The following is a 20,722-nucleotide window of genomic DNA, read 5'->3' on the forward strand; positions in this document are numbered from 1 at the left end:
CGACGATGCATACCTCGACCCTCGATTTTTCCGTGTCGCCGGCGCGCCGCCTGCTGGCCTGGCGCTACCTGCCCGCGCTGCTGGCGTGCACCTGCGCCGCCTTGCCGCTGGCCGGCGAGAGCGTCTGGCTGAAAGCCGCCGCGCTGGCCGGCGTGGCCGCTGCCTGCGCCTGGGGCGCCGTGCGCGAGCCGGCGCCGGACGCCGTTGTGGTGGATGTCGCCGCCGCGCCCGGCCAGGACGGCGCGCAGATGGCCGCGCTGCTCGGCGACGTGCTGCCGGTGTGGGAGCACCACGTGGCCTCGGTGCGCAGCCAGTCCGAGCAAGCCATCGGCCAGCTGATTACCTCGTTTTCCTCGATCCTGGCGCGCTTCGACGCGGCCGGCTTCCAGGGCGCGCATGGACCGGACGATGGCGCCGATTCGGCCATCAGCCTGCTGACCTTGTGCCAGCGCGAACTGGGGCCGGTGATCGCCGTGCTCCAGAGCGTCATCGACAGCAAGGCCGGCCTGCTCGGCCACGTGCGCTCGCTGTCGGACACCATCGCCGAACTGAAGGAGCTGTCGACCGAAGTGAGCCTGATCGCGGCGCAGACCAATCTGCTGGCGATCAACGCCTCGATCGAAGCGGCGCGCGCCGGCACCGCGGGACGCGGCTTCGCCGTGATCGCGGCCGAGGTGCGGCGCCTGTCGTCGTCCTCGTCCGACATCGGCAAGCGCATCACCGAGCGCATGAACCTGGCCTCCAACACCATGCGCACCACGCTGGAAGTGGCGGGACGCGCCGACGAAAGCGACCGCGAAGCGATGGTTTCGTCGGGCCACGTGATGGAAGACGTGCTCTCGCACGTGCGCGAACTGGCCTCGTCGACCGAATCGATGAAAACCCACGGCGGCGCCCTGCGCGGCGACGTCGCCGAGCTGCTGGTGGCGCTGCAGTTCCAGGACCGCATCCGCCAGATTCTCGACGTGGTCAGCGCCGACATGCTGCGCATGCAGCAGGCGGTGGGCGAGGGCGCGCCGCTGCCGCCGGCGCAGGACTGGCTGGCCGACCTGGGCACGCGCTACACGATGGCCGAGGAACACCACGCGCACAGCGCGCCGGCGGCCGCCGAGGCGAACGCCGGGGCGAACGCCGAGGATGAAGTGACGTTTTTCTGATTTCACAAACGATAAGACAAGAGGGAACCATGGCAAAGACAATCATGATCGTCGACGATTCGAGTTCGGTGCGGCAGGTGATCGGCATCACCCTGCGCGGCGCCGGCTACGAAGTGGTCGAAGGCTGCGACGGCAAGGATGCGCTGACCCGGCTCGACGGGCGCAAGGTGCACCTGATCATCAGCGACGTCAACATGCCCAACATGGACGGCATCAGCTTCGTCAAGCAGGTCAAGCTGCTGCCCAATTACCGCTTTACGCCGATCATCATGCTCACCACCGAATCGGCCGAGGAAAAGAAGCGCGAAGGCCAGGCTGCCGGCGCCAAGGCCTGGGTGGTCAAGCCGTTCAAGCCGGACGTGCTGCTCAACGCCGTGCAAAAGCTGATCCTGCCATGAGCGGCGCGGTTCAAGCGCGGGTGCTGCGGCTGGAGCCGGAGCTGACCATCTACAGCGCGGCCCAGGTGAAACAGACCCTGCTCGACGCGCTGCAGGCGCGCACCGACCTGACGCTCGACCTGGCCGACGTCTGTGAACTCGACAGCGCCGGCGTGCAGCTGCTGCTGGCGGCAGCGCGCCACGCGGGGACCCAGGGTGCGGCCCTGCTCCTGGCCGGCCACAGCGCCGCCGTGCAGGAAGCCTTCGCGCTGCTCGGGCTCGACCCGCAGGGCGTCCCTTCCACCTTCACCGCCAACTGACGCGAGGCCCTATGACACTGGACGACGCGCTGGTCACCTTCATCGCCGAAAGCGGCGAACTGCTGCAGGACATGGAAGCGGCGCTCCTGAACATCGGCGATGGTGAAGCCGACAGCGAGGCGGTCAACGCGATCTTCCGCGCCGCCCACACCATCAAGGGATCGGCCGGGCTGTTCGGACTCGATCACGTCGTCGCCTTTACTCACGTGGCCGAAAGCGTGCTCGATGTGGTGCGCACCGGCGACTGCCCGCTCGACCCGGAACTGGTGGCGCTGCTGCTGGCCTGCCGCGACCATCTCGGCCATCTGCTGGCCACCGTGCAGAGCGACGGCCTGGCCGAAGACCTGGCGCTGACCGAGGCCGGCGAGCCGCTGCTGGCGCGCCTGCAGGTTTACCTGGAACCGTCCGCCCCACCGGCGCCGGCCAGCGATACCTGGAGCATCTCGCTGCGCTTCGGTCCATCGGTGCTGTGCAACGGCATGGACCCGATGTCCTTTTTGCGCTACCTGGGCACGCTGGGCACCATCGAACGCATCGCGACCCTGGCCGATACCTTGCCGCCCTTGGCCGAGATGGACCCCGAATGCTGCTACCTCGGCTTCGAGATCGCGCTGCGCAGCAGCGCCAGCAAGGCCGACATCGAAGGCGTGTTCGATTTCGTGCGCGAAGACTGCCACATCGCCATCACGCCGCCCGAGAGCACCATGTCGGACGCGATCCGCCAGATCGAGTCCAGCCCGGATACGCCCGAGCGCCTGGGCGACACCCTGGTGCGCACCGGCAGCGTGACGCGCGCCGAACTGGCCAGCGCCTTGCACCAGCAAGCCAGCGGCGACGGCAACCGCCCGATCGGCGAGATCCTGATCGCCCAGGGTGCGGCCAGCGCGCCGGTGGTCGAAGCGGCCCTGGCGCGCCAGGGCAAGGCGCGCGACGCCCGGGGCCTGGACGGCAGCAGCATCCGGGTCGACGCCGACAAGCTCGATCGCCTGATCAACCTGGTGGGCGAACTGATTATCACCACCGCCAGCGCCAACCTGATCGCGCGGCGCGCGCGCAACGTGCAGTTCCAGGAATGCAGCTCGACCCTGTCGGCGCTGGTGGAGGAGGTACGCAACAGCGCCCTGCAACTGCGCATGGTGAAAATCGGCGCCACCTTCAACCGCTTCCAGCGCGTTGTGCACGACGTGGCGCGCGAACTGGGCAAGGACATCGCCCTGCACGTGAGCGGCGAAGACACCGAACTCGATAAAACCGTGGTCGAGAAAATCGGCGACCCGCTCACCCATCTGGTGAGGAACGCGATGGACCACGGCATCGAAGCGGCCGAAGTACGCGCCGCGCGCGGCAAGGCGGCCGCCGGCGCCATCGCCCTGCATGCCTACCACGACTCGGGCACAATCGTGATCGAGGTGGCCGACGACGGCGGAGGGCTGAACCGCGAACGCATCCTGGCCAAGGCGCTCGAACGCGGGCTGGTCGAGCCGGGCAGGGTCCTGTCCGACCCTGAAGTATTCGCGCTGGTATTCGAGCCGGGTTTTTCCACCGCCGAAAAGGTCACCAACCTGTCCGGGCGCGGGGTCGGCATGGATGTCGTCAAGCGCAACATCACGGCCCTGCGCGGCACGGTCGGCATCGACAGCATCGAAGGCGTGGGCACCACGGTCACCGTGCGGCTGCCGCTGACGCTGGCCATCATCAATGGCTTCCAGGTCGGGGTGGGGCGCTCGGTGTTCGTCATCCCGCTCGACATGGTCGACGAATGCGTCGAACTGCGCGCCGAGCCGGGGCACGATTTCGCCGACCTGCGCGGCCAGATCTTGCCGCTGCTGCGCCTGCGCCAGCTGTTCGCGGTGGCCGGCGTTCCCGGTCCGCGCCAGAGCGTGGTGGTGGTCAAGTATGCCGGCCAGCGCGTCGGCCTGGTGGTCGACACGCTGCTGGGCGAATCGCAGACGGTGATCAAGCCGCTCGGCAAACTGTTCCAGAAGCTCGACTGCATCAGCGGATCGAGCATTCTGGGCAGCGGGGAAGTGGCGCTCATTCTCGACGTGCCGGCCCTGCTGCGCGCGGCGCCGGCGGCGGCCATGGCGGGCGCCGTGCCCAGCACCGAGGTTGCCATGAGTTGAAGCACGAGGTCCGCGAACAGCAAAAACAGCAAAAACAGCAAACAGAATGCAGCGTGTTGTACCCAGATTCACCTATAAAGGAGTGAGATTATGAAATTCGGAAATTTGAACATCGGCGTACGCCTGGCGGCCGGATTCGGCCTGGTGCTGGCCCTCTTGATCGCCAGCGTGTTCATGGCGATAACCCGCTTGGGGGGCGTGCAGCACAGCCTGGAAAACATCGTCGAGGTCAACAACGTCGAGATGGCATTGGCCACGGCGATGCGGGTGACGATCACCGACCGCATGATCGCGCTGCGCAATATCGCTTTGCTCAGCGACGCGGCGGAGATGGAGCCGGAGGTCGAGCGCATCAAGCGTCAGCAGGATAAATACCATGAGGCCGAAACGAAGCTGAACAAGATGTTCGCCGACATCAAGGAAACCACGGCTGAAGAAAAGGCGTTCATGGGGCGCATCAAGGAGGCTGAAGCGGCCATCCTGCCGGTAATGTCCAAGGCCGCCACTCTGGGGCTGGCAAACAAGCCGGAGGAAGTCATCAAGACGCTGATGAGGGAGGTGCGTCCGCTGCAAGCGAAATGGATTGCCGAAGTGAGCGCTCTGATCGACCTGGAACAGAAGCGCAGCGACGAAGCCATGATGGACGCGCGCAAGAGCTATGAAAGCGCGCGCACCGAACTGATGGGACTTGGGATTGCCGCCACCTTGGCCGGCCTGCTGTTCTCCTTCCTGATTACACGTTCGATCACCCGGCCGATCAACGTGGCGGTGGCGCTGGCCGAAACGGTGGCCAGCGGCGACCTGACCAGCCAGATCGAAGTCACCACCACCGACGAAACCGGCAAGCTGCTGCGCGCCATGAAGAACATGAACGAGAGCCTGGTGCGCATCGTCACGGAAGCGAACAGTTCGGCCGAAGCGGTGGCCAGCGCCTCCGAGGAAGTGAGCGCCACGGCGCAGGCGCTGTCGCAATCGGCCAGCGAGCAGGCCGCCGGGGTGGAAGAAACCAGCGCCTCGATCGAGCAGATGACGGCGTCGATCAGCCAGAACACCGAAAACGCCAAGGTCACCGACGGCATGGCGTCGCGCTCCGCCGAAGGCGCGGTCGAAGGCGGCGAAGCGGTCAAGGCGACCGCCGGCGCGATGAACCAGATCGCCCAGAAGATCGGCATCATCGACGATATCGCTTACCAGACCAACCTGCTGGCGCTGAACGCGGCGATCGAGGCGGCGCGCGCCGGTGAACACGGCAAGGGCTTCGCGGTGGTGGCGGCCGAAGTGCGCAAGCTGGCCGAGCGCAGCCAGGTGGCGGCGCAGGAAATCAGCAGCGTGGCCAGCAGCAGCGTGGAACTGGCGCAGCGCGCCGGTAAACTCCTCGACGAAATGGTCCCGAACATCAAGAAGACGTCCGACCTGGTGCAGGAAATCACGGCCGCTTCCGAAGAGCAGTCGACCGGCGTGAGCCAGATCAATTCGGCCATCGGTCAACTGAGCATGGCGACCCAGCAGAATGCATCGAGTTCGGAAGAACTGGCCGCCACCGCCGAAGAACTGAGCGGCCAGGCCGAGCAGCTGCAGCAGACCATGAGCTTTTTCCGCCTGTCGCGCGATGCGGCCGGCCCCGCGCGCAGCAAGCCGGCCAAGCCGGCCGCGCCAGCACGGCGCGCCGCAGCAGCCAAGCCGGCGCCGACCCGCTTCGCGTCCGGCCTGACCCTGGCGCCGGCGGCCGCCGGTGCGCCCGACGAAGCAGATTTCACCAAGTTCTGAGCGGGGAAAACATGAACCATCTGATCCAGAGCCGCGCCCGCGCGGCCGCGGCACCGCCAGCGGCGCCGGCGCCGACCCAGTATCTGACCTTCACGCTCGGCGGCGAGACCTTCGCCATCGGCATCCTGGGGGTGAAAGAGATTATCGAGTACACCAGCCTGACCGATGTGCCGATGATGTCGGACTGCATCCGCGGGGTGATCAACCTGCGCGGCTCGGTCGTGACGGTGATGGACCTGTCGGTGCGCTTCGGCCGGCCCTCCACGCCGGTCACCAAGCGCACCTGCATCATCATCGTCGAAATCGAGGATGGCGGCGAGCGCCAGGTGATCGGCGTGGTGGTCGACGCCGTCAACGCGGTACTGGAGGTCGCCGCCAGCGACATCGAGCCGCCGCCGGCCTTTGGCGCCCAGATCCGCAACGACTACATCGCCGGCATGGGCAAGATCAACGGCCGTTTCGTGATCCTGCTCGAAATCGGCCAGGTCTTCGCCGGCCTGGTGACTGGCGAACCGGCACTGACCGCGGCCGACCAATAAGATGGCGGCTACTCATTCCCCGCACGCAGCGCGGCCCGGCATCAGCCAGGCCGAATTCGTCCAGTTCCAGCGCTTTATCTACGACGCCGCCGGGATCACCCTGTCGGACGCGAAAAAGGCGCTGGTCAGCGGGCGCCTGGCCAAGCGCCTGGCGCACTGCGGCGTGGCCAGCTACGGCGAGTATTTCCGCCTGCTCGACAGCGGCGCCTGCAAGGACGAAGTGCAGGAAGCGATCGATCTGCTGACCACCAACGAAACGTACTTCTTTCGCGAGGCGAAGCACTTCGACCTGCTGCGCGAGCGCGCGCTGGCCCAGCGTCCGCGCGGCGAGTCGTTCCGCGTATGGAGTGCGGCCTGTTCCAGCGGCGAGGAATGCTACAGCATCGCCATGGTGCTGGCCGATTGCCTGGGCGAGCGGCCGTGGGAAATCATGGGCTCGGACATCTGCACCAAGGTGCTGCACAAGGCCCGCATCGGACACTATCCGATGGAGCGGGCGCGCCATATTCCGCAGGCTTTGCTGCGCAAATACTGCCTCAAAGGCCAGGATGCGCAGGAAGGTACGATGCTGGTCGAAGCGGCGCTGCGCCGGCGCGTGCAGTTCGGCCAGATCAACCTGAACACCGCGCTGCCGCAACTGGGCCAGTTCGACATGGTCTTTTTGCGCAATGTGATGATCTACTTTAATGGCGACACCAAGCGCCAGGTGGTCGAGCGCATCGCCGCCTTGCTCAAGCCGCACGGCTGCCTGGTGATCGGCCACGCCGAGTCGCTCAGCGACACCGGGGCGATGGTCCGGTCGCTGGCGCCGTCGATCTACGTGAGGGTGTGAATGCATGCTTGACCCCGGCGTGATCGATATCTTCCTGCAGCCGGGTGAATTTTTCGTCGGCGATGCGCAGTTTCGCCTGCGTACCCTGCTCGGGTCGTGCGTCTCGATCACCCTGTGGCACCCGGCCTCGCGCATCGGGGCGATGTCGCATTTCCTGCTGCCGGGCCGCAGCAAGGGCGACCGGCCCGACGCCCGCTACGGCAACGACGCGCTCGACCTGATGCTGGCCGGCTTGCGCGAGCAGGGCGTGGCGGCGGCCGAGTGCCAGGCCAAGGTATTCGGGGGCGGGAACATGTTCCCCGGCCGCCGCCTGCAGCGTCCCGCCATCGGCATGCAAAACGGGGAGGAAGCGCGCGCGCTGCTGGCCGGGTATGCAATTCCGGTGCTGTCGGCCTGTCTATATGGCGTTGGGCACCGCCAGATCGTGTTCGATATCGCCAGCGGCGATGTCTGGTCGCGCCAATTCGAGAAAGTGGATAAATGAACCGCATCAAGGTACTGATCGTCGACGATTCGGCGGTGGTGCGCCAGGTGGTGGCCGGCGTGCTGGGGGCCGATCCGCGCATCGAGGTCATGGGCGCGGCGGCCGACCCGCTGCTGGCCATCGAATACATGCGCCGCCAGTGGCCGGACGTGATCGTGCTGGACCTGGAAATGCCGAAGATGGATGGCCTGACCTTCCTGCGCAAGATCATGACCGAACGCCCCACGCCGGTGATCATCTGCTCGACCCTGACCGAGGCGGGGGCGCGCGTGACGATCGATGCGCTCGCGGCCGGCGCGGTGGCAATCATCCAGAAGCCCAAGCTGGGCCTGAAGTCGTTCCTGAGCGCCGCCTCGGACGACCTGACCAGCGCGGTGCTCAGCGCGGCGCGCGCCAACGTGGCGGTGCTGGCCGGCCGCCGGCCGCCGCCGCTGCAGCCGGTGGCCAAACTGAATGCCGACGCGGTGATCGCGCCGCTGGCGGCGGGCACCCTGATCCAGACCACCGAGCGGGTGGTGGCCATCGGCACCTCGACCGGCGGCACCCAGGCGCTGGAAGTGGTGCTGGCGGCGCTGCCGCGCACCGCGCCGGGCATCGTGGTGGTGCAGCACATGCCGGAAAAATTCACGGCGGCCTTTGCGGAGCGCTTGAACAGCGTGTGCCGCATCGCGGTGGTGGAGGCCGCCCACAATATGCGCGTGCTGCCGGGGCAGGCCCTGATCGCACCGGGCGGCAAGCATATGCTGATGCGGCGCAGCGGGGCGCAGTACGTGGTCGATGTGGTGGACGGGCCGCTGGTGAACCGTCACCGGCCGTCGGTCGATGTGCTGTTTCGCTCGGTGGCCAAGTGCGCGGGGCCGAATGCGACCGGGATCATCATGACCGGCATGGGCGACGATGGCGCCGCCGGCCTGCTGGAAATGCGCACCGCCGGCGCGCGCACGATCGCGCAGGACGAGGCGAGCTGCGTGGTGTACGGCATGCCCAAGGAAGCGGTCAAGCGCGGCGGCGTGCAGCACACGGTGGCACTGGACGCGATCGCGCGCGCGATCACGGCGGTTTAGTCGTTGCCGTCCTTGAGCATCCACACATACTTCATGTTCATCCAGGCCGCCACCGGCTTGCCGTTCTCCGTGCCAGGCTTGAACCGGCACTTCATGATCCCCGTGCGCGCCGCGTCGTCGAGCAGCACATGTCCGCTCGAGGCGGCGATGCGCGAGGCGGTGACACGTCCGGTGTCGCCAATCTTGAAGGCCAGTGTGACCGTGCCGGTGTGTTCGGCCTTGAACGACGCTGCCGGCCAGATTGGCTTGGCACAGCTGGCAAAGTCGACGAATGGCGCAACCTTGGCCAGCGCGGGCGTCACGGCCGCCCGGTCGTTGGCGGCGTGCGCGTAAAGGCTTAAGCAGGCGGCAGCCAGTCCCAATGCGGGCAAGGATGCCTTCCAGTTGAGCGCCTGGCGGTCGGGTTTGACCAGGCGCCGCACGCGCGTGACCAGGTCGGCGCCGTTGGCCGCGATTGCCAGGTGGTGCGAGGAAAACTGCAAGCGCTCCAGTTCCGACAAGGCGCGCGCCAGCCGGCGCGGTTCGCCTAGGTGGCGTGCCGCCAGGTCGTCGGCGATCTGTTCGCGTTCGGTGCGGATGCGGCCCGAAATCCACCACACTGCGGGGTGATAGAACAGCAGGATCTCGACCACATTCTGGCCCAGGTTGACCAGGTAGTCGAAGCGCCGCACGTGCGCCATCTCGTGCGCCAGCAGCGCTTCGAGCAGGTCGGGCGGCATGCCGGTCATCAGCGAGGCCGGCACCAGCACCACGGGACGCAGCCAGCCGATCGTCAGCGGGCTGTCCAGGTTCTCGGCCACGCGCAGGCGCACCGCACGCGTGATGCCGAAGGCGGTTGCCATGCGCCCGGTGCGCGCCTGCCATTCGGCGCCGGCCAGCGGTGCCTGGGTGGTGTTGCGTACCCAGGCCAGTCCGGCCGCCATGCGCAGCGCCAGCAGCGCGGCGCACACCGACCAGAAGCCGACGATCCACAGCAACTGCTCCTGCAGCCAGCCGGCGAGGCTGGCCTCACCGGCGCCCGCGCCGGCCATCATCCGGTCGGCAAAGCGCAGGTGCGCCGCGCTGGCGCTTGCGTCCTGCAGGCGCAGCGTCAGTTCGGCGGCGGGCCACAGCACGCAGGCCAGCAGCGCCGCGCAGGCCGCGTGGTAGCGGTATTCGGGCCGGGTGTTGCGCATCAGGGCCAGTACGACGCCGCTGGTGCAGCCGATCAGCAAGCCTTGCCAGGTAAAGTGGAGCAGGGTCCAGCCGATGCTGTCGATGAGGGACGCCGTCATTTGTCTTCTTCCTTGAGCATGTTTTCGATCTCTTCGCGCTCTTTTTTGCTGATGCCGCTGCGCAGGGCCGCCATGACCAGTGCCTTGGCCGAGCCGGAGAAGGCTTTCTGGATCAGGTCCTTGAGCAGGTTCGTTTGCAGCGAATCCTGGGCTTGCGCGGGCGCATAGACGTGCGAGCGTTCGCTTTCGTCGCGGATCAGCAAGCCCTTGGTGTGCATGATCTGCATCAGGCGCAGCACTGTCGCATAGGTCACGTCGGGGCGCTCCTTGAGGATCGCCTGGTGCACTTGCTTGGCGGTCGCCGCGCCGAGCGGCCACAGGGTTTGCAGCAGATCGAGTTCGGCCGCTGTCGGCTTGGGCGGGGCAGGGAGTTTGGACATGGTGCGCCATTCAGGTAAGGGTAGTCGCTAGGTTAGCGCATCTAGACTTTCATGTCTAACAAAATATCCCCGAGCTTCCTGGACTAGGGGGCGATCAATTGTGCATGCGGGATCAAAATAGACATCATTGTCTATCTTGGCGGGTGCTGATGAATGGGCGCCGGCGGCGCTACGCAGGTGCGAGGCGCGCGTCCTGATCGCGCTGCGTTAAGGCGTTATCCCGCTGGTGAATGCTCCCCGCCGGGCGGGGAGCCTGGCCGCTGTGATTACAGCGTCCACACGTAGTCGATGTCGGCCCAGCTTTCAACCGGCTTGCCCTTGGCGCTGGCAGCGGTGAACTTGCACAGTTTGATCGCATTCCGGGCGGCGTCGTCGAGCGCGGCGTGGCCGCTCGATTTTTTCACCTTGCTGTCGACAACATCGCCGCTGGCGCCGATCAGGTAAGCCAGTTTCACCGTGCCGGCATGTCTGGCGGCGCGCGCCTCGGCCGGGTAGACCGGTTTGGCGCAGGATGTCAGGTCGGCGACGGCGTGGGCTTTCCCGCCCTTGGCCGGTGCGGCGTGCGCAGCGCCGGCCATGCAGCCGGCTGCGAAGGCAAACAGGGCCAGGCTGCGTGTCAGGCGGGCCGGAATGACCGGGATCGAAGTTGGGCTTGGGGTCATGCAATCTCCTTGGTTGGCGTCGTGCGCCGTGGTTTGGGCGGGTGCCTGATTTATAGATTAATCTGTCTAGACAGAGTTGTCTATAACTTTCTTCGCATTGTTTTATCTGTGTAATTATTGTAGACAATACTGTCTACAATATCTATTCTAGCGTTTTTCAATATCAGATTAACGTCCGGAGAAACCATGTTCAAAACGATCGCCGCCGCTGGCGCACTGACCTTGCTGCCCATGGCCGCGCAGGCTGCCGGCTTGCCCGACTATCCATTCATCCATGTCAGCGGCGTCGGTACCACGACTGCGATGCCCGACCTGGGGCAGATCGATTTCGAGATCAGCGCTTTCGACGCCGATCCGGCCGTGGCGGTGGGTGTGGTGCAGACGCGCGCCACCGAGATCCGGGCGGCGATGGTGGAGGCGGGCGTGCCGCTGGAGGATGTGGAGGTGCGCGACGTACGCAAGGACTTCCGCAAGCCGGACCCGAATGCGGCGCCAGGACCGGTGCAGTACGATATCCGCGCCGGGGTGCGCATCAACGTGCGCGACCTGGCCAAGTGGCGCGGCGCCGCGGCGCCGCTGCTGAACATGCCGAACCTGGACGGCTTCATGACGGTGTTCGATAGCACCGAGCGCGAAAAAATCGAGATGGAACTGGCTACCGATGCGATCAAGATCGCGCGCCGCAAGGCGGAGGGGATAGCGCTGGGACTGGGACGCAAGCTGGGGCCCGCGAGTGCGGTCAGTACGGGCGACCTGAAGAACCTGACGCGGGCGATGGGGCTGGCGCCGAACGAGACGAATTACCGCTCGTCGCCGCAGACCGGCATGGACAGGGCCGATGTGCTGACCGTGATGGCGCTCAGGTTTGCGCAGCCGGTCGATGTGATCTACCGCCTCAAATAAGCAAAATTCCCGCAGGGGCCGTGAGCCGCCGCGGGAAGGGGGGTGAAGTCGGTGGCGGTCAGGCGGCTTTGCGGACCGGGTACATTTCGCGGTCGTCGTCGATGTGGGTCGGATGCGCCAGTTCGCTCTTGAGGCGGTCGTGATCGAGTTCCTTTTCCCAGTGCGATACCACCACCGTCGCTACGCCGTTGCCGACGAAATTGGTCAGTGCGCGGCACTCGCTCATGAAACGGTCGATGCCCAGGATGAGGGCCATGCCGGCCACCGGTACCGACGGCACCACGGCCAGGGTGGCCGCCAGGGTAATGAAGCCGGCGCCGGTGATGCCCGAGGCGCCCTTGGAGGTCAGCATCGCCACGCCCAGGATTGTCAACTGCTGGCTGAAGGTCAGGTCGGTATTGGTGGCCTGCGCCACGAACAGGGCCGCCATCGTCATGTAGATGTTGGTGCCGTCCAGGTTGAACGAGTAACCGGTCGGCACCACCAGGCCGACGACCGATTTCGAGCAGCCGAGTTTTTCAAGCTTGCGCATCAGGGCGGGCAGGGCGCTTTCCGAGGAGCTGGTACCGAGCACGATCAGCAGCTCTTCCTTGATGTACGAGATGAAGCGGAAGATCGAAAAACCGGTCATGCGGGCGATCAGGCCAAGCACGACGAACACGAACACGGCGCAGGTCAGGTAGAAGGAGCCCATCAGCTTGGCCAGCGGCAGCAGCGAGGCCAGGCCGAATTTGCCGATGGTGAAGGCCATCGCGCCAAAGGCGCCGATCGGGGCGACTTTCATCACGATGCCGACCACGCCGAAGATCACATGCGACATGTCGTCGATCAGCTTGGTGATCGGACGGCCACGCTCGCCCAGCATCGACAGCGCGAAACCGAACAGGATCGCGAACAGCAGCACTTGCAGGATGTCGCCCTTGGCGAAGGCATCGACGACGGTGTTCGGAATGATGTTCATCACGAAGTCGATGGTGCTCTGGGATTTGGCCTTGGAGGTGTATTCGGCAATCGCCTTGGTGTCGAGCGTGGCGGGATCGGCATTGAAGCCGTCGCCCGGACGCACCACGTTGGCGACCACCAGGCCGATGGCCAGCGCGAAGGTCGACACCACTTCAAAGTACAGCAGCGCCTTGCCGCCGACGCGGCCGATTTTTTTCATGTCCTGCATGCCGGCGATACCGGCGACCACGGTACAGAAAATGACGGGGGCGATGATCATCTTGATCAATTTGATGAAGCCGTCGCCCAGCGGTTTCATGTCGACCCCGAGTTTTGGGTAGAACACGCCGAGCAGCACGCCGCACACGATGGCGAACAGAACCTGCACATACAGGATCTTGTAGAAGGGCTTTTTCATGACGGTGTCTCCGTTCGATATTGGAATGAATGTATCTTTATCCAAATCGGGAACCTCATCTATTGTGGATATCCGCAGTGCGCGACTTTCGCGCACCGTTGCGATCGGCGTGGCGCGGCAGGATTATGTTTGATTGAACGCTTGTATCTCTGTTAGCATCATCTCGACCAGTATGGCGCGGGCTATCACGAGACGCCCGGCTTTTATATCGGCCAGCCGTCGTACGATGTCGTGCGTGCGGCCGTGCTGGCCAAGGTGTCGGGCACAAGCAAGCCGATGTCGCGCTCCACGTACAAGGAAAACCATGCAAAGAGCCCTATTCATCTGCAGCCAAAACCGGCTGCGCAGCCCGACGGCGGAGCAGGTCTTCGCTAGCTGGCCCGGGGTCGAGACCGACTCGGCCGGGCTGGGCGGCGACGCCTCGGTGCCGCTGTCGCCCGAGCAGATTGCCTGGGCCACCGTCGTGTTCGTCATGGAAAAGGCGCACCGGCGGCGCCTCGGCGAGCGCTTCCGCGCCCATCTGAACGGAAAAAAGGTCATCTGCCTCGATATTCCCGACAATTACGCCTACATGCAGCCGGAACTGGTCAGCATTCTGGAGGCGAAGGCCGGGAAGTTCCTGCGTTAAGCGGCGCGACGCGTATAATTGCAGTACAGAAACGTTATCGTCCTCAGGACGGACGCAACGCGTGCATCGTCCATCCGACCTCCCCACCAATGAAAAATCTGCTTTTGCGCGGCGCCGCCTGCGCGCTGATCATGCTGCCTGGCGCCGGTCACGCCGCGCCGCCCGACCCTAATTCCGCCGTTGCCGCCGCTGCGGCTGCTGCCGCCGATGCCGCAATGGACGCCGCCGAGCGCGCCCGCGCTGTCCCCGAACCGCACAGCGCCGCGCTCTGGGATTTGCTGACGGCGCTGCACTACGAACAGCGGCTGCCGGCCATCATCGACAGTGCTGCGGGAGCGACTTCCGCCGAGCGCGCCAATGCCCACTATTTCGTACAGCGCGCCACCCCCGAGGCCTTGTGCGCGATCCTGTTCCCGATGCGCCCGCACATCAGCATCGAGGAAGCGCGCGCGCTGGCCAAAGCCTACGCCAATCCGGTGGCGCAGCAAGCCCTTGCCGGCGTGAAGAATGCAGCGGTGGACGCGTTCAACGCGACGCCCGAAGCGCGCCTGTTCGCCGCGCGCGAGGGAGCGGCCAAGCCCGGTGTCGAGGCAGCGAGGAGCTGCTCAGTCCCGCCAACCTGGTCAGCGCCGATGGCCCGTCGCGCAGCCGCCGCAATCTGGTGCGGATGTCGTCCGGTGCAGACGCGTACGTGGTCGCCGCGCAGGCGCTGGTAGCGCAGGCGCGCGCGCAGCTAAAGACAAACGGCATGCCGTCTCACGATAAAGTCATCGCCAACTTGCAGCACGCGATGGGCCTGAGGATATCGATGCTGGGATTGGTCGGTGCATTCCAGCGCGAGCAGTTCGGCATCATGGACCGCATGCTCGCTTTTGCCGCGGCGCGCCCGCGCAAGCTGGTCCTGACCGCCAAGCGCTTGACGGTACCCGGCAGCGCCGATCGGGAGCGTTGGGACGCGATGACCAGCGACCTTGAGCGCACGATGGGCAATATCGCCGAGATGGGACGGATGCCGGCGTCTTAATTGTTCATGTGACCACGCCGCAAGCGGTATAGTCATGCTTTCGACCTTGCGTCGGTCACCTCGGGAACCCGCCATGAGAACAATCCGTCATTTACTGCTGGCTTTCGCGATCGCACCAGCCCTGCTGCACGCAGCGCCCAAACCATCGCCCAAGCCGGTGGCATCGTTCTTTCCCCAGCTTGAGCTGGGCCGATTCCTCGCCGATAACTTCGACCTGGCCTCGGTACGCAGTTCGCTGGGCTCGCGGCGCACGCCGGAACTGCGCACCTTCACCGATTTCGGCATGGTGCCCACCCGCAGCGGCGACGACGTGGTCGCCTTCGATGGCGAACGCTGGTTCTACCAGCTGCGCGTGGTGCGCCGCGCCGATATCAACAACGATGGCATCGAAGACCTGGAAGTGTGCTTCACCGACCGCGCCAAGGGCGCCTCGGTCGATACCTCCCAAAGCTTGCTGATCAGCCGCTTTTCCGACGAAACCTACGCGGTCGCCCTGCACTACGCGTCGGACGCCTGCGGCCCGGCCGCCAAAAACACCGGCGCGCGCGCACGCACCATCGAGGTCAGGTAAGCAGCCGCGCCGATGCCGGCGTCGGCCTGCGCGCCTTACTGCGCGGCCCAGCCGCCATCCATGTTCCAGGCCACGCCGCGCACCTGGTTGCCGGCGGGGCTGCACAGGAACACAGCCAGTGCGCCCAGTTCTTCCGGCGTGACGAATTCGCCGGACGGCTGCTTTTCGCTCAGCAGGGCCTTCTTGGCCTGTTCCATGCTGATGCCATCTTTCGCCGCGCGGTCGTCCACCTGTTTTTGCACCAAAGGGGTGAGAACCCAGCCCGGGCAGATGGCGTTGCAGGTAACGCCGGTGCCGGCCGTTTCCAGCGCGGTGACCTTGGTAAAGCCGACCAGCCCGTGCTTGGCGGCCACGTAGGCCGATTTCTGCGCCGACCCCACCAGCCCGTGCACCGACGCCAGGTTGATGATGCGGCCCCAGTTCCTTTGCTTCATGCCTGGGAGCGCCAGGCGCGAGGTGTGGAAGGCGGAGGTGAGGTTGATGGCGATGATGGCATCCCATTTCTCGGCCGGAAAATCCTCGATATTGGCCACATGCTGGATGCCGGCGTTATTGACCAGCACATCGACGCCGCCGAATTTGTCGGCCGCGAACTGCATCATCGCTTCGATGTCGGCCGGTTTCGACATGTCGGCGTTATGGTAAGCCGTCTGTACGCCGAATTCGCGCGCCAGGTCGGTGTGCAGTTTTTCGATGTGCTGGGCGTCGCCGAAGCCGTTGAACACGATGTTGGCCCCTTCCTGGGCCAGCGAACGCGCCATTCCCAGGCCGATACCCGAGGTCGAGCCGGTGACCAGAGCGGTTTTACCGCTCAATATACTTGATTTCATTGTGTCCTCTAGAGAAAGAGTTTGGGGTTGATGATGTAGAATTCTAAACGCAGTGAAGATTGAAGCACATATTTAAAAGTGGCGACGGATGACGCCCAACGAGGAGCCGGCATGATCGAAGCAAGAATCAAATCCGTCCAGTGCATCTCGCCCGCCGGCTTGCACCAGATGTCCTACAAGGAGTGGGGCGACGAGGCCAATCCGCGCGTGCTCATTTGCGCCCATGGCGTCACGCGCGTGGGTGACGATTTCGACAATCTGGCGCGCGCGCTGGCCGGCCACTACCGCGTGGTGGCCCCCGACGTGGTGGGGCGCGGGCGCTCCGGACGCCTGCGCAACCCGCAGTTCTACCGCGTGCCGCAGTACGTGAGCGACATGGTGACCCTGATCGCGCGCGTCACCGCCAGCGGTGGTGGCAATGGCAGCGACGGCGTGGACTGGTTCGGCACCTCGATGGGTGGCCTGATCGGCATTGCGCTCGCCTCGCTGCCGGACACCCCGCTGCGCAAACTCGTCCTCAACGATATCGGCCCGACGCTCGACCCGGCGGCGCTGCTGCGGATCGGCGACTACATCGGCCAGGACCTGCGTTTCCCGACGTTCGACGCGGCCGCGCGGTTCGTGCGCGACGTGTCGCAGTCGTTCGGCGAGCACTCCGAAGACGAATGGCACAAGCTGGCCAGCGACGTGCTGCGCCAGGAGCCCGACGGCCAGTGGGTGCGGCATTACGACATGGGCCTGGCGCTGCCGTTTCGCTCGGCCACGCCGGAAAGCGCGCAGGCCGACGAAGCCATGCTGTGGGCCGCCTACGATGCGATCCGCTGCCCGACCCTGCTGGTGCGCGGCGAACACTCGGACCTGCTCTCGCGCGAGACGGCCGCCATCATGGCCGGGCGCGGCCCGTGTGCCAGCCTGGTCGAGATTGCCAACGTGGGCCATGCCCCGACCTTCATCCACGGCGACCAGATCGCCATTGCACGACAATTTTTGATTGGTACTTGAAAGACATTATGGAAATTACACGACTGCACGTAGGAAAACGCCTGTCCGAAGTGGCCATCCACAACGGCACGGTCTACCTGGCCGGCCAGATTGCCGACGACACGCTCGCCGATATCGCCGGCCAGACCCGCGAGGTGCTGGGCCATGTCGACCGCCTGCTGGCCGAATCGGGCAGCGACAAGAGCTGCATCCTGATGGCCCAGATCTTCATCGCCGACATGGCCGATTTCGAGGGCATGAACACGGTGTGGGACGAATGGGTCGCCGCCGGCCACACGCCGCCGCGCGCTACCGTCGAATCGAAGCTGGCCAATCCCGCATGCCTGGTTGAAATCGTCGTTACCGCAGCCCTGCGCTAAGCCGCATGGTCTCGATCGCAGCACTCGGCAGCACAACGGCCGAACTGGTACAGGGGCTCAGTCCTGACGACTGCGCGCGCGTGGAGTCGGCACTCGCCTATGCGAGCGACGCCTACAAGGACATGGCGTGCAGCTCGGGCCAGAACGCGTTCGATTTCGCCGTCGGCGTGGCCAGCACCCTGGCGTATTTAAGAAGCGATGCCGAAACCCGCATCGCCGGGTTGATGTTCGAGCTGACGGTGCTCGATCCGCAGGCCGTGGCGGGCCTGGAAGCGCGGGTCGGGCGCGAGGCCACCGACCTCGTGACCGGGGTGCGCCAGCTGATCCGGCTGCGCGACATGACGGTCGGCCACCAGACGGTGGGGCGCGGCAAGAACGCGGCCCAGCAAGCCGTGGCCCAGGTCGAAACGCTGCGCAAGATGCTGCTGGCCATGGCCACCGACATGCGCGTGGTGCTGGTGCGCCTGGCTTCGTGCGTGACGACGCTGCGCTATTTTGCCGACATCAAGCGCTTCGACGACCTCACTTGCGCCTACGGGCGCGAAACGCTCGACCTGTATGCGCCGCTGGCCAACCGGCTCGGCATCTGGCAGCTCAAGTGGGAGCTGGAAGACCTGTCGTTCCGCTTCATCGAGCCCGATACCTACAAGCGCATCGCCAAGATGCTCGAAGAAAAACGCATGATGCGCGAAGGCTTCGTGCAGTCGGCCATCCTGCGCCTGCAAAACGAATTGGCGGCGGCCGGCATCACGGCCGAAGTGTTCGGCCGGCCCAAGCATATCTACAGCATCTGGAGCAAGATGCGCGGCAAGGAGCTCGATTTCACCGAACTCTATGACGTGCGCGCCTTCCGCGTGATCGTCGCCGACGACAAGACCTGCTACACGGTGCTGGGCGTGGTGCACAATATCTGGACCCCGATTCCGAAGGAGTTCGACGACTACATCTCGCGTCCCAAGGCGAACGGCTACCAGTCGCTGCACACGGTGGTGACGGCCGACGATGGCCGCCCGCTCGAAGTGCAGATCCGTACCCAGGAAATGCACAACTTCGCCGAGTACGGCATTGCCGCGCACTGGCGCTACAAGGAAGAGGGCGGGTCCAACTTCAGGGGCCAGGCCTACGACGAAAAGATCGCCTGGCTGCGCCAGCTGCTGGCCTGGAAGACCGACGTGGCCGACGCCGTTGTCGGGCAGGAAGAAATCCAGCGCGAGTGGGTGGAAAAACTCAAGTCGACCACGCTGGACGACCGCATTTTCGTGCTCACGCCGCAGGCGCGCGTGCTGGAACTGCCGGTCGGCGCCACGCCGATCGACTTTGCGTATCACCTGCACAGCGAAGTCGGGCACCGCTGCCGCGGCGCGCGCGTGGACGGCATCATGGTGCCGCTCAATACGGCACTCAAGAACGGCCAGACCTGCGAGATCATCACCGCCAAGGGCGCGCCCGGCACCGCCGGCCCGTCGCGCGACTGGCTCAATGCCGACTACACGGTCAGCACGCGCACGCGCGCCAAGGTGCGCGCCTGGTTCCACGCCATCGATTTAGAGGAGACGCTGGCGCACGGGCGCGCCATGGTCGAAAAATCGCTCCAGCGCGAAGGCAAGACCGCCGTCAACCTGGAACAGCTGGCGCATAAGCTGGGCTTTGCCAAGGTCGACGACCTGTTCATCTCGGTCGGCAAGGAAGAATTCAGCCTGCGCCATGTGGAACAGGCGCTGCACGATACCGGCGAAGTGGTGGTGCCGGAAGACGCGGTGGTGCTTAACAAGAGCCGAGCGTCGAGCGTGGAGCAGGGCGCCAAGTCGGGCGTGCTGGTGGTCGGCACCGAAGGCTTGATGACGGCGCTGGCCAAGTGCTGCAAACCGGCGCCGCCGGACGGCATCGTCGGTTTTGTCACGCGCGGTAAGGGCGTGTCGATTCACCGCGCCACCTGCAAGAACTTCGCTGAAATGCGCACCAAGGCGCCCGAGCGCGTGATCCATACCGACTGGGGCCGGGCCGGGCAGGACACGGTCTATCCGGTCGACCTGTTCATCCTCGCCGGCGACCGCCAGGGCTTGTTGCGCGATATCTCCGAGGTGTTCTCGCGCGAGAAAATCAACGTCATCGGCGTCAATACCCAGAGTGCCAAGGGCCAGGCGCGCATGACGTTCACCGCCGAAATCGGCTCGACCGCGCAGCTGCAAAAGGCGCTGGGGGCGATCATGGAGGTGGGCGGCGTGCAAGAAGCGCGGCGGCAGTAAGTGGCGATGCTGCCCAAGTCCTTCCTCTACTCCAAGCCGCGCGACTGGGGCCGGCACGCATTCCGTTTCGTGTTCAGCTGGTGGTACATGGTGTACCTGGGGGCGATCGCGCTGGTGATGGCGTTTTCGCCCTCGACCTACAACCGCGATAACCGCCTGACCACCTCGCGCTATATCTACACCAGCACCTGGCAGGTGCTGCCGTGGTTCACGGTGCTTGCCGCGCTGGTCAGCCTGGTGCTGATCCGGGTCGTGGTGGTCACGTCGCAAAGCTATGGCTTGTCGCGCTACGCGCTCGAAATGGTGGTGCGGGTGCTGGTGCTCGAACTGATTCCCCTTACCGCCGCCATGTTCGTGGCGCTGCGCGCGGGACTGGCGTTCAACGCGGGCGACGCGCTGGCGCTGGCCGCCGCCGCCACGCCGGACCGCTCGCGCCAGGCCCAGAACCGCCTGCGCCGGGACCTGGTGCCGCAGGTGATCGCCAACGCCTTTGCGGTACTGAGCCTGGCCATGGTCAGCAGCGTGATCGTGCTGGTACTGGCGTATATGAGCGTGTACGGCCTGTCGCCATGGGGCATGGGCGACTACACGCGCACCGTGGGCCGCATTTTCAATCCGGCGGTGACCATCGGCTTCGTGCTCAAAACCGTGTTCTTCGGGTTGTCGGTGGCGGTGATTCCGACGGCGGCCATCCTGGAATCGCACCGCTACGGGCGCACCTCGTCGTCGACGGTGCAGCCGGGCGCGGTGCGCCTGCTGTTCGTGCTGCTGCTGATCGAAGCCGGCTCGCTGGCCGTCAAGTACATTTAAATGGAATCGA

23 protein-coding genes are annotated in these 20,722 nt (G+C 65.4%); 18 read left to right on the top strand and 5 right to left on the bottom strand.

Annotated elements, in window-relative coordinates:
* The first annotated feature begins 5 nt into the window (after positions 1–5).
* From RBA41_RS02645 to RBA41_RS02685, 9 genes are all read left to right on the top strand, one after another.
* On the top strand, positions 6–1,157 hold the full coding sequence (locus tag RBA41_RS02645; protein WP_306620767.1) for a methyl-accepting chemotaxis protein: 1,152 nt from the start codon (positions 6–8) through the stop codon (positions 1,155–1,157).
* Positions 1,158–1,186: 29 nt separating this feature from the next.
* Positions 1,187–1,555, top strand: coding sequence for a response regulator (locus RBA41_RS02650; protein WP_306620769.1), 369 nt, complete (start codon positions 1,187–1,189; stop codon positions 1,553–1,555).
* The gene (locus tag RBA41_RS02655; protein ID WP_306620771.1) at positions 1,552–1,854 is read left to right on the top strand and encodes an STAS domain-containing protein; all 303 of its coding nucleotides are present in this window, start codon (positions 1,552–1,554) and stop codon (positions 1,852–1,854) included. Before RBA41_RS02650 ends, RBA41_RS02655 begins: the two co-directional genes overlap by 4 nt.
* Before the next feature lie 11 nt (positions 1,855–1,865).
* Positions 1,866–3,977, top strand: a complete 2,112-nt coding sequence (locus RBA41_RS02660; protein WP_306620773.1) for a chemotaxis protein CheA — start codon at positions 1,866–1,868, stop codon at positions 3,975–3,977.
* Between the two features lie 90 nt (positions 3,978–4,067).
* Positions 4,068–5,744 carry a methyl-accepting chemotaxis protein gene (locus RBA41_RS02665; RefSeq protein WP_306620775.1) on the top strand — a complete coding sequence of 559 codons (1,677 nt, stop codon included), beginning with the start codon at positions 4,068–4,070 and terminating at the stop codon, positions 5,742–5,744.
* An 11-nt stretch (positions 5,745–5,755) separates the two neighbouring features.
* Positions 5,756–6,283, top strand: a complete 528-nt coding sequence (locus RBA41_RS02670) for a chemotaxis protein CheW (RefSeq protein ID WP_306620777.1) — start codon at positions 5,756–5,758, stop codon at positions 6,281–6,283.
* A 1-nt stretch (position 6,284) separates the two neighbouring features.
* The gene (locus RBA41_RS02675; protein ID WP_306620778.1) at positions 6,285–7,115 is read left to right on the top strand and encodes a CheR family methyltransferase; all 831 of its coding nucleotides are present in this window, start codon (positions 6,285–6,287) and stop codon (positions 7,113–7,115) included.
* 4 nt (positions 7,116–7,119) lie between these two features.
* The gene (locus tag RBA41_RS02680) at positions 7,120–7,599 is read left to right on the top strand and encodes a chemotaxis protein CheD (RefSeq protein ID WP_306620780.1); all 480 of its coding nucleotides are present in this window, start codon (positions 7,120–7,122) and stop codon (positions 7,597–7,599) included.
* Positions 7,596–8,663: a protein-glutamate methylesterase/protein-glutamine glutaminase gene (locus RBA41_RS02685; RefSeq protein ID WP_306620782.1), complete on the top strand. Its 1,068-nt coding sequence runs from the start codon at positions 7,596–7,598 to the stop codon at positions 8,661–8,663. The genes RBA41_RS02680 and RBA41_RS02685 overlap by 4 nt, the downstream gene beginning before the upstream one ends.
* Here the strand turns inward: RBA41_RS02685 and RBA41_RS02690 are convergent.
* The 3 genes from RBA41_RS02690 to RBA41_RS02700 form a co-directional block, all read right to left on the bottom strand.
* Positions 8,660–9,937, bottom strand: a complete 1,278-nt coding sequence (locus RBA41_RS02690; RefSeq protein WP_306620785.1) for a M56 family metallopeptidase — start codon at positions 9,935–9,937, stop codon at positions 8,660–8,662. The two genes, RBA41_RS02685 and RBA41_RS02690, sit on opposite strands and share 4 nt — an antisense overlap.
* Positions 9,934–10,317 carry a BlaI/MecI/CopY family transcriptional regulator gene (locus RBA41_RS02695; protein ID WP_306620787.1) on the bottom strand — a complete coding sequence of 128 codons (384 nt, stop codon included), beginning with the start codon at positions 10,315–10,317 and terminating at the stop codon, positions 9,934–9,936. Before RBA41_RS02695 ends, RBA41_RS02690 begins: the two co-directional genes overlap by 4 nt.
* Positions 10,318–10,583: 266 nt before the next feature.
* On the bottom strand, positions 10,584–10,979 hold the full coding sequence (locus tag RBA41_RS02700; RefSeq protein ID WP_306620789.1) for an energy transducer TonB: 396 nt from the start codon (positions 10,977–10,979) through the stop codon (positions 10,584–10,586).
* 186 nt (positions 10,980–11,165) lie between these two features.
* Here RBA41_RS02700 and RBA41_RS02705 point away from each other — a divergent pair, with 186 nt between their 5' ends.
* Positions 11,166–11,882, top strand: a complete 717-nt coding sequence (locus RBA41_RS02705; RefSeq protein WP_306620791.1) for an SIMPL domain-containing protein — start codon at positions 11,166–11,168, stop codon at positions 11,880–11,882.
* A 58-nt stretch (positions 11,883–11,940) separates the two neighbouring features.
* Here the strand turns inward: RBA41_RS02705 and RBA41_RS02710 are convergent, their stop codons facing one another.
* On the bottom strand, positions 11,941–13,242 hold the full coding sequence (locus tag RBA41_RS02710; RefSeq protein WP_306620793.1) for a dicarboxylate/amino acid:cation symporter: 1,302 nt from the start codon (positions 13,240–13,242) through the stop codon (positions 11,941–11,943).
* Between the two features lie 304 nt (positions 13,243–13,546).
* On the opposite strand from RBA41_RS02710, the gene RBA41_RS02715 reads away from it, so the two are divergent.
* The 4 genes from RBA41_RS02715 to RBA41_RS02730 all read left to right on the top strand — a co-directional run bounded on the left by RBA41_RS02715 (position 13,547) and on the right by RBA41_RS02730 (position 15,465).
* A complete protein-coding gene (locus RBA41_RS02715) occupies positions 13,547–13,870 on the top strand; it encodes a low molecular weight protein tyrosine phosphatase family protein (protein ID WP_306620795.1) in 324 nt (107 codons plus the stop codon).
* A gap of 89 nt (positions 13,871–13,959) precedes the next feature.
* Positions 13,960–14,586 (top strand): hypothetical protein, encoded by a 627-nt coding sequence (locus RBA41_RS02720; RefSeq protein ID WP_306620798.1) that lies wholly within the window; start codon positions 13,960–13,962, stop codon positions 14,584–14,586.
* A gap of 32 nt (positions 14,587–14,618) precedes the next feature.
* A complete protein-coding gene (locus RBA41_RS02725) occupies positions 14,619–14,894 on the top strand; it encodes a hypothetical protein (RefSeq protein WP_306620799.1) in 276 nt (91 codons plus the stop codon).
* A gap of 73 nt (positions 14,895–14,967) precedes the next feature.
* Positions 14,968–15,465, top strand: a complete 498-nt coding sequence (locus RBA41_RS02730; protein WP_306620801.1) for a hypothetical protein — start codon at positions 14,968–14,970, stop codon at positions 15,463–15,465.
* A gap of 35 nt (positions 15,466–15,500) precedes the next feature.
* Here RBA41_RS02730 and RBA41_RS02735 read toward each other — a convergent pair whose 3' ends face one another.
* Complete coding sequence (locus tag RBA41_RS02735; protein WP_306620803.1) at positions 15,501–16,295, bottom strand: 3-hydroxybutyrate dehydrogenase; 795 nt, start codon at positions 16,293–16,295, stop codon at positions 15,501–15,503.
* 111 nt (positions 16,296–16,406) lie between these two features.
* Here RBA41_RS02735 and RBA41_RS02740 point away from each other — a divergent pair, with 111 nt between their 5' ends.
* From RBA41_RS02740 to RBA41_RS02755, 4 genes are read left to right on the top strand one after another with little or no spacing between them, the layout of a single operon-like run.
* Positions 16,407–17,297: an alpha/beta fold hydrolase gene (locus RBA41_RS02740; RefSeq protein WP_306620805.1), complete on the top strand. Its 891-nt coding sequence runs from the start codon at positions 16,407–16,409 to the stop codon at positions 17,295–17,297.
* 8 nt (positions 17,298–17,305) lie between these two features.
* Complete coding sequence (locus RBA41_RS02745; protein ID WP_306620807.1) at positions 17,306–17,656, top strand: RidA family protein; 351 nt, start codon at positions 17,306–17,308, stop codon at positions 17,654–17,656.
* Between the two features lie 5 nt (positions 17,657–17,661).
* Entirely contained in the window at positions 17,662–19,902 is a 2,241-nt protein-coding gene (locus RBA41_RS02750) for a RelA/SpoT family protein (RefSeq protein ID WP_306620809.1), read from the top strand.
* A 6-nt stretch (positions 19,903–19,908) separates the two neighbouring features.
* On the top strand, positions 19,909–20,712 hold the full coding sequence (locus RBA41_RS02755) for an MlaE family ABC transporter permease (RefSeq protein ID WP_306621343.1): 804 nt from the start codon (positions 19,909–19,911) through the stop codon (positions 20,710–20,712).
* Positions 20,713–20,722 lie beyond the last annotated feature (10 nt).

It is taken from the genome of Massilia scottii, from assembly GCF_030846495.1.
In the GTDB taxonomy this organism is placed as follows: domain Bacteria; phylum Pseudomonadota; class Gammaproteobacteria; order Burkholderiales; family Burkholderiaceae_D; genus Telluria_A; species Telluria_A violaceinigra.

Excerpts from the sequence above, each read along its gene's own strand:
- RBA41_RS02645 (WP_306620767.1), top strand. The coding sequence starts at position 6 with ATGCATACCTCGACCCTCGATTTTTCCGTGTCGCCGGCGCGCCGCCTG.
- RBA41_RS02650 (WP_306620769.1), top strand. The coding sequence starts at position 1,187 with ATGGCAAAGACAATCATGATCGTCGACGATTCGAGTTCGGTGCGGCAG.
- RBA41_RS02655 (WP_306620771.1), top strand. The coding sequence starts at position 1,552 with ATGAGCGGCGCGGTTCAAGCGCGGGTGCTGCGGCTGGAGCCGGAGCTG.
- RBA41_RS02660 (WP_306620773.1), top strand. The coding sequence starts at position 1,866 with ATGACACTGGACGACGCGCTGGTCACCTTCATCGCCGAAAGCGGCGAA.
- RBA41_RS02665 (WP_306620775.1), top strand. The coding sequence starts at position 4,068 with ATGAAATTCGGAAATTTGAACATCGGCGTACGCCTGGCGGCCGGATTC.
- RBA41_RS02670 (WP_306620777.1), top strand. The coding sequence starts at position 5,756 with ATGAACCATCTGATCCAGAGCCGCGCCCGCGCGGCCGCGGCACCGCCA.
- RBA41_RS02675 (WP_306620778.1), top strand. The coding sequence starts at position 6,285 with ATGGCGGCTACTCATTCCCCGCACGCAGCGCGGCCCGGCATCAGCCAG.
- RBA41_RS02680 (WP_306620780.1), top strand. The coding sequence starts at position 7,120 with ATGCTTGACCCCGGCGTGATCGATATCTTCCTGCAGCCGGGTGAATTT.
- RBA41_RS02685 (WP_306620782.1), top strand. The coding sequence starts at position 7,596 with ATGAACCGCATCAAGGTACTGATCGTCGACGATTCGGCGGTGGTGCGC.
- RBA41_RS02690 (WP_306620785.1), bottom strand. The coding sequence starts at position 9,937 with ATGACGGCGTCCCTCATCGACAGCATCGGCTGGACCCTGCTCCACTTT.
- RBA41_RS02695 (WP_306620787.1), bottom strand. The coding sequence starts at position 10,317 with ATGTCCAAACTCCCTGCCCCGCCCAAGCCGACAGCGGCCGAACTCGAT.
- RBA41_RS02700 (WP_306620789.1), bottom strand. The coding sequence starts at position 10,979 with ATGACCCCAAGCCCAACTTCGATCCCGGTCATTCCGGCCCGCCTGACA.
- RBA41_RS02705 (WP_306620791.1), top strand. The coding sequence starts at position 11,166 with ATGTTCAAAACGATCGCCGCCGCTGGCGCACTGACCTTGCTGCCCATG.
- RBA41_RS02710 (WP_306620793.1), bottom strand. The coding sequence starts at position 13,242 with ATGAAAAAGCCCTTCTACAAGATCCTGTATGTGCAGGTTCTGTTCGCC.
- RBA41_RS02715 (WP_306620795.1), top strand. The coding sequence starts at position 13,547 with ATGCAAAGAGCCCTATTCATCTGCAGCCAAAACCGGCTGCGCAGCCCG.
- RBA41_RS02720 (WP_306620798.1), top strand. The coding sequence starts at position 13,960 with ATGAAAAATCTGCTTTTGCGCGGCGCCGCCTGCGCGCTGATCATGCTG.
- RBA41_RS02725 (WP_306620799.1), top strand. The coding sequence starts at position 14,619 with ATGCCGTCTCACGATAAAGTCATCGCCAACTTGCAGCACGCGATGGGC.
- RBA41_RS02730 (WP_306620801.1), top strand. The coding sequence starts at position 14,968 with ATGAGAACAATCCGTCATTTACTGCTGGCTTTCGCGATCGCACCAGCC.
- RBA41_RS02735 (WP_306620803.1), bottom strand. The coding sequence starts at position 16,295 with ATGAAATCAAGTATATTGAGCGGTAAAACCGCTCTGGTCACCGGCTCG.
- RBA41_RS02740 (WP_306620805.1), top strand. The coding sequence starts at position 16,407 with ATGATCGAAGCAAGAATCAAATCCGTCCAGTGCATCTCGCCCGCCGGC.
- RBA41_RS02745 (WP_306620807.1), top strand. The coding sequence starts at position 17,306 with ATGGAAATTACACGACTGCACGTAGGAAAACGCCTGTCCGAAGTGGCC.
- RBA41_RS02750 (WP_306620809.1), top strand. The coding sequence starts at position 17,662 with ATGGTCTCGATCGCAGCACTCGGCAGCACAACGGCCGAACTGGTACAG.
- RBA41_RS02755 (WP_306621343.1), top strand. The coding sequence starts at position 19,909 with ATGCTGCCCAAGTCCTTCCTCTACTCCAAGCCGCGCGACTGGGGCCGG.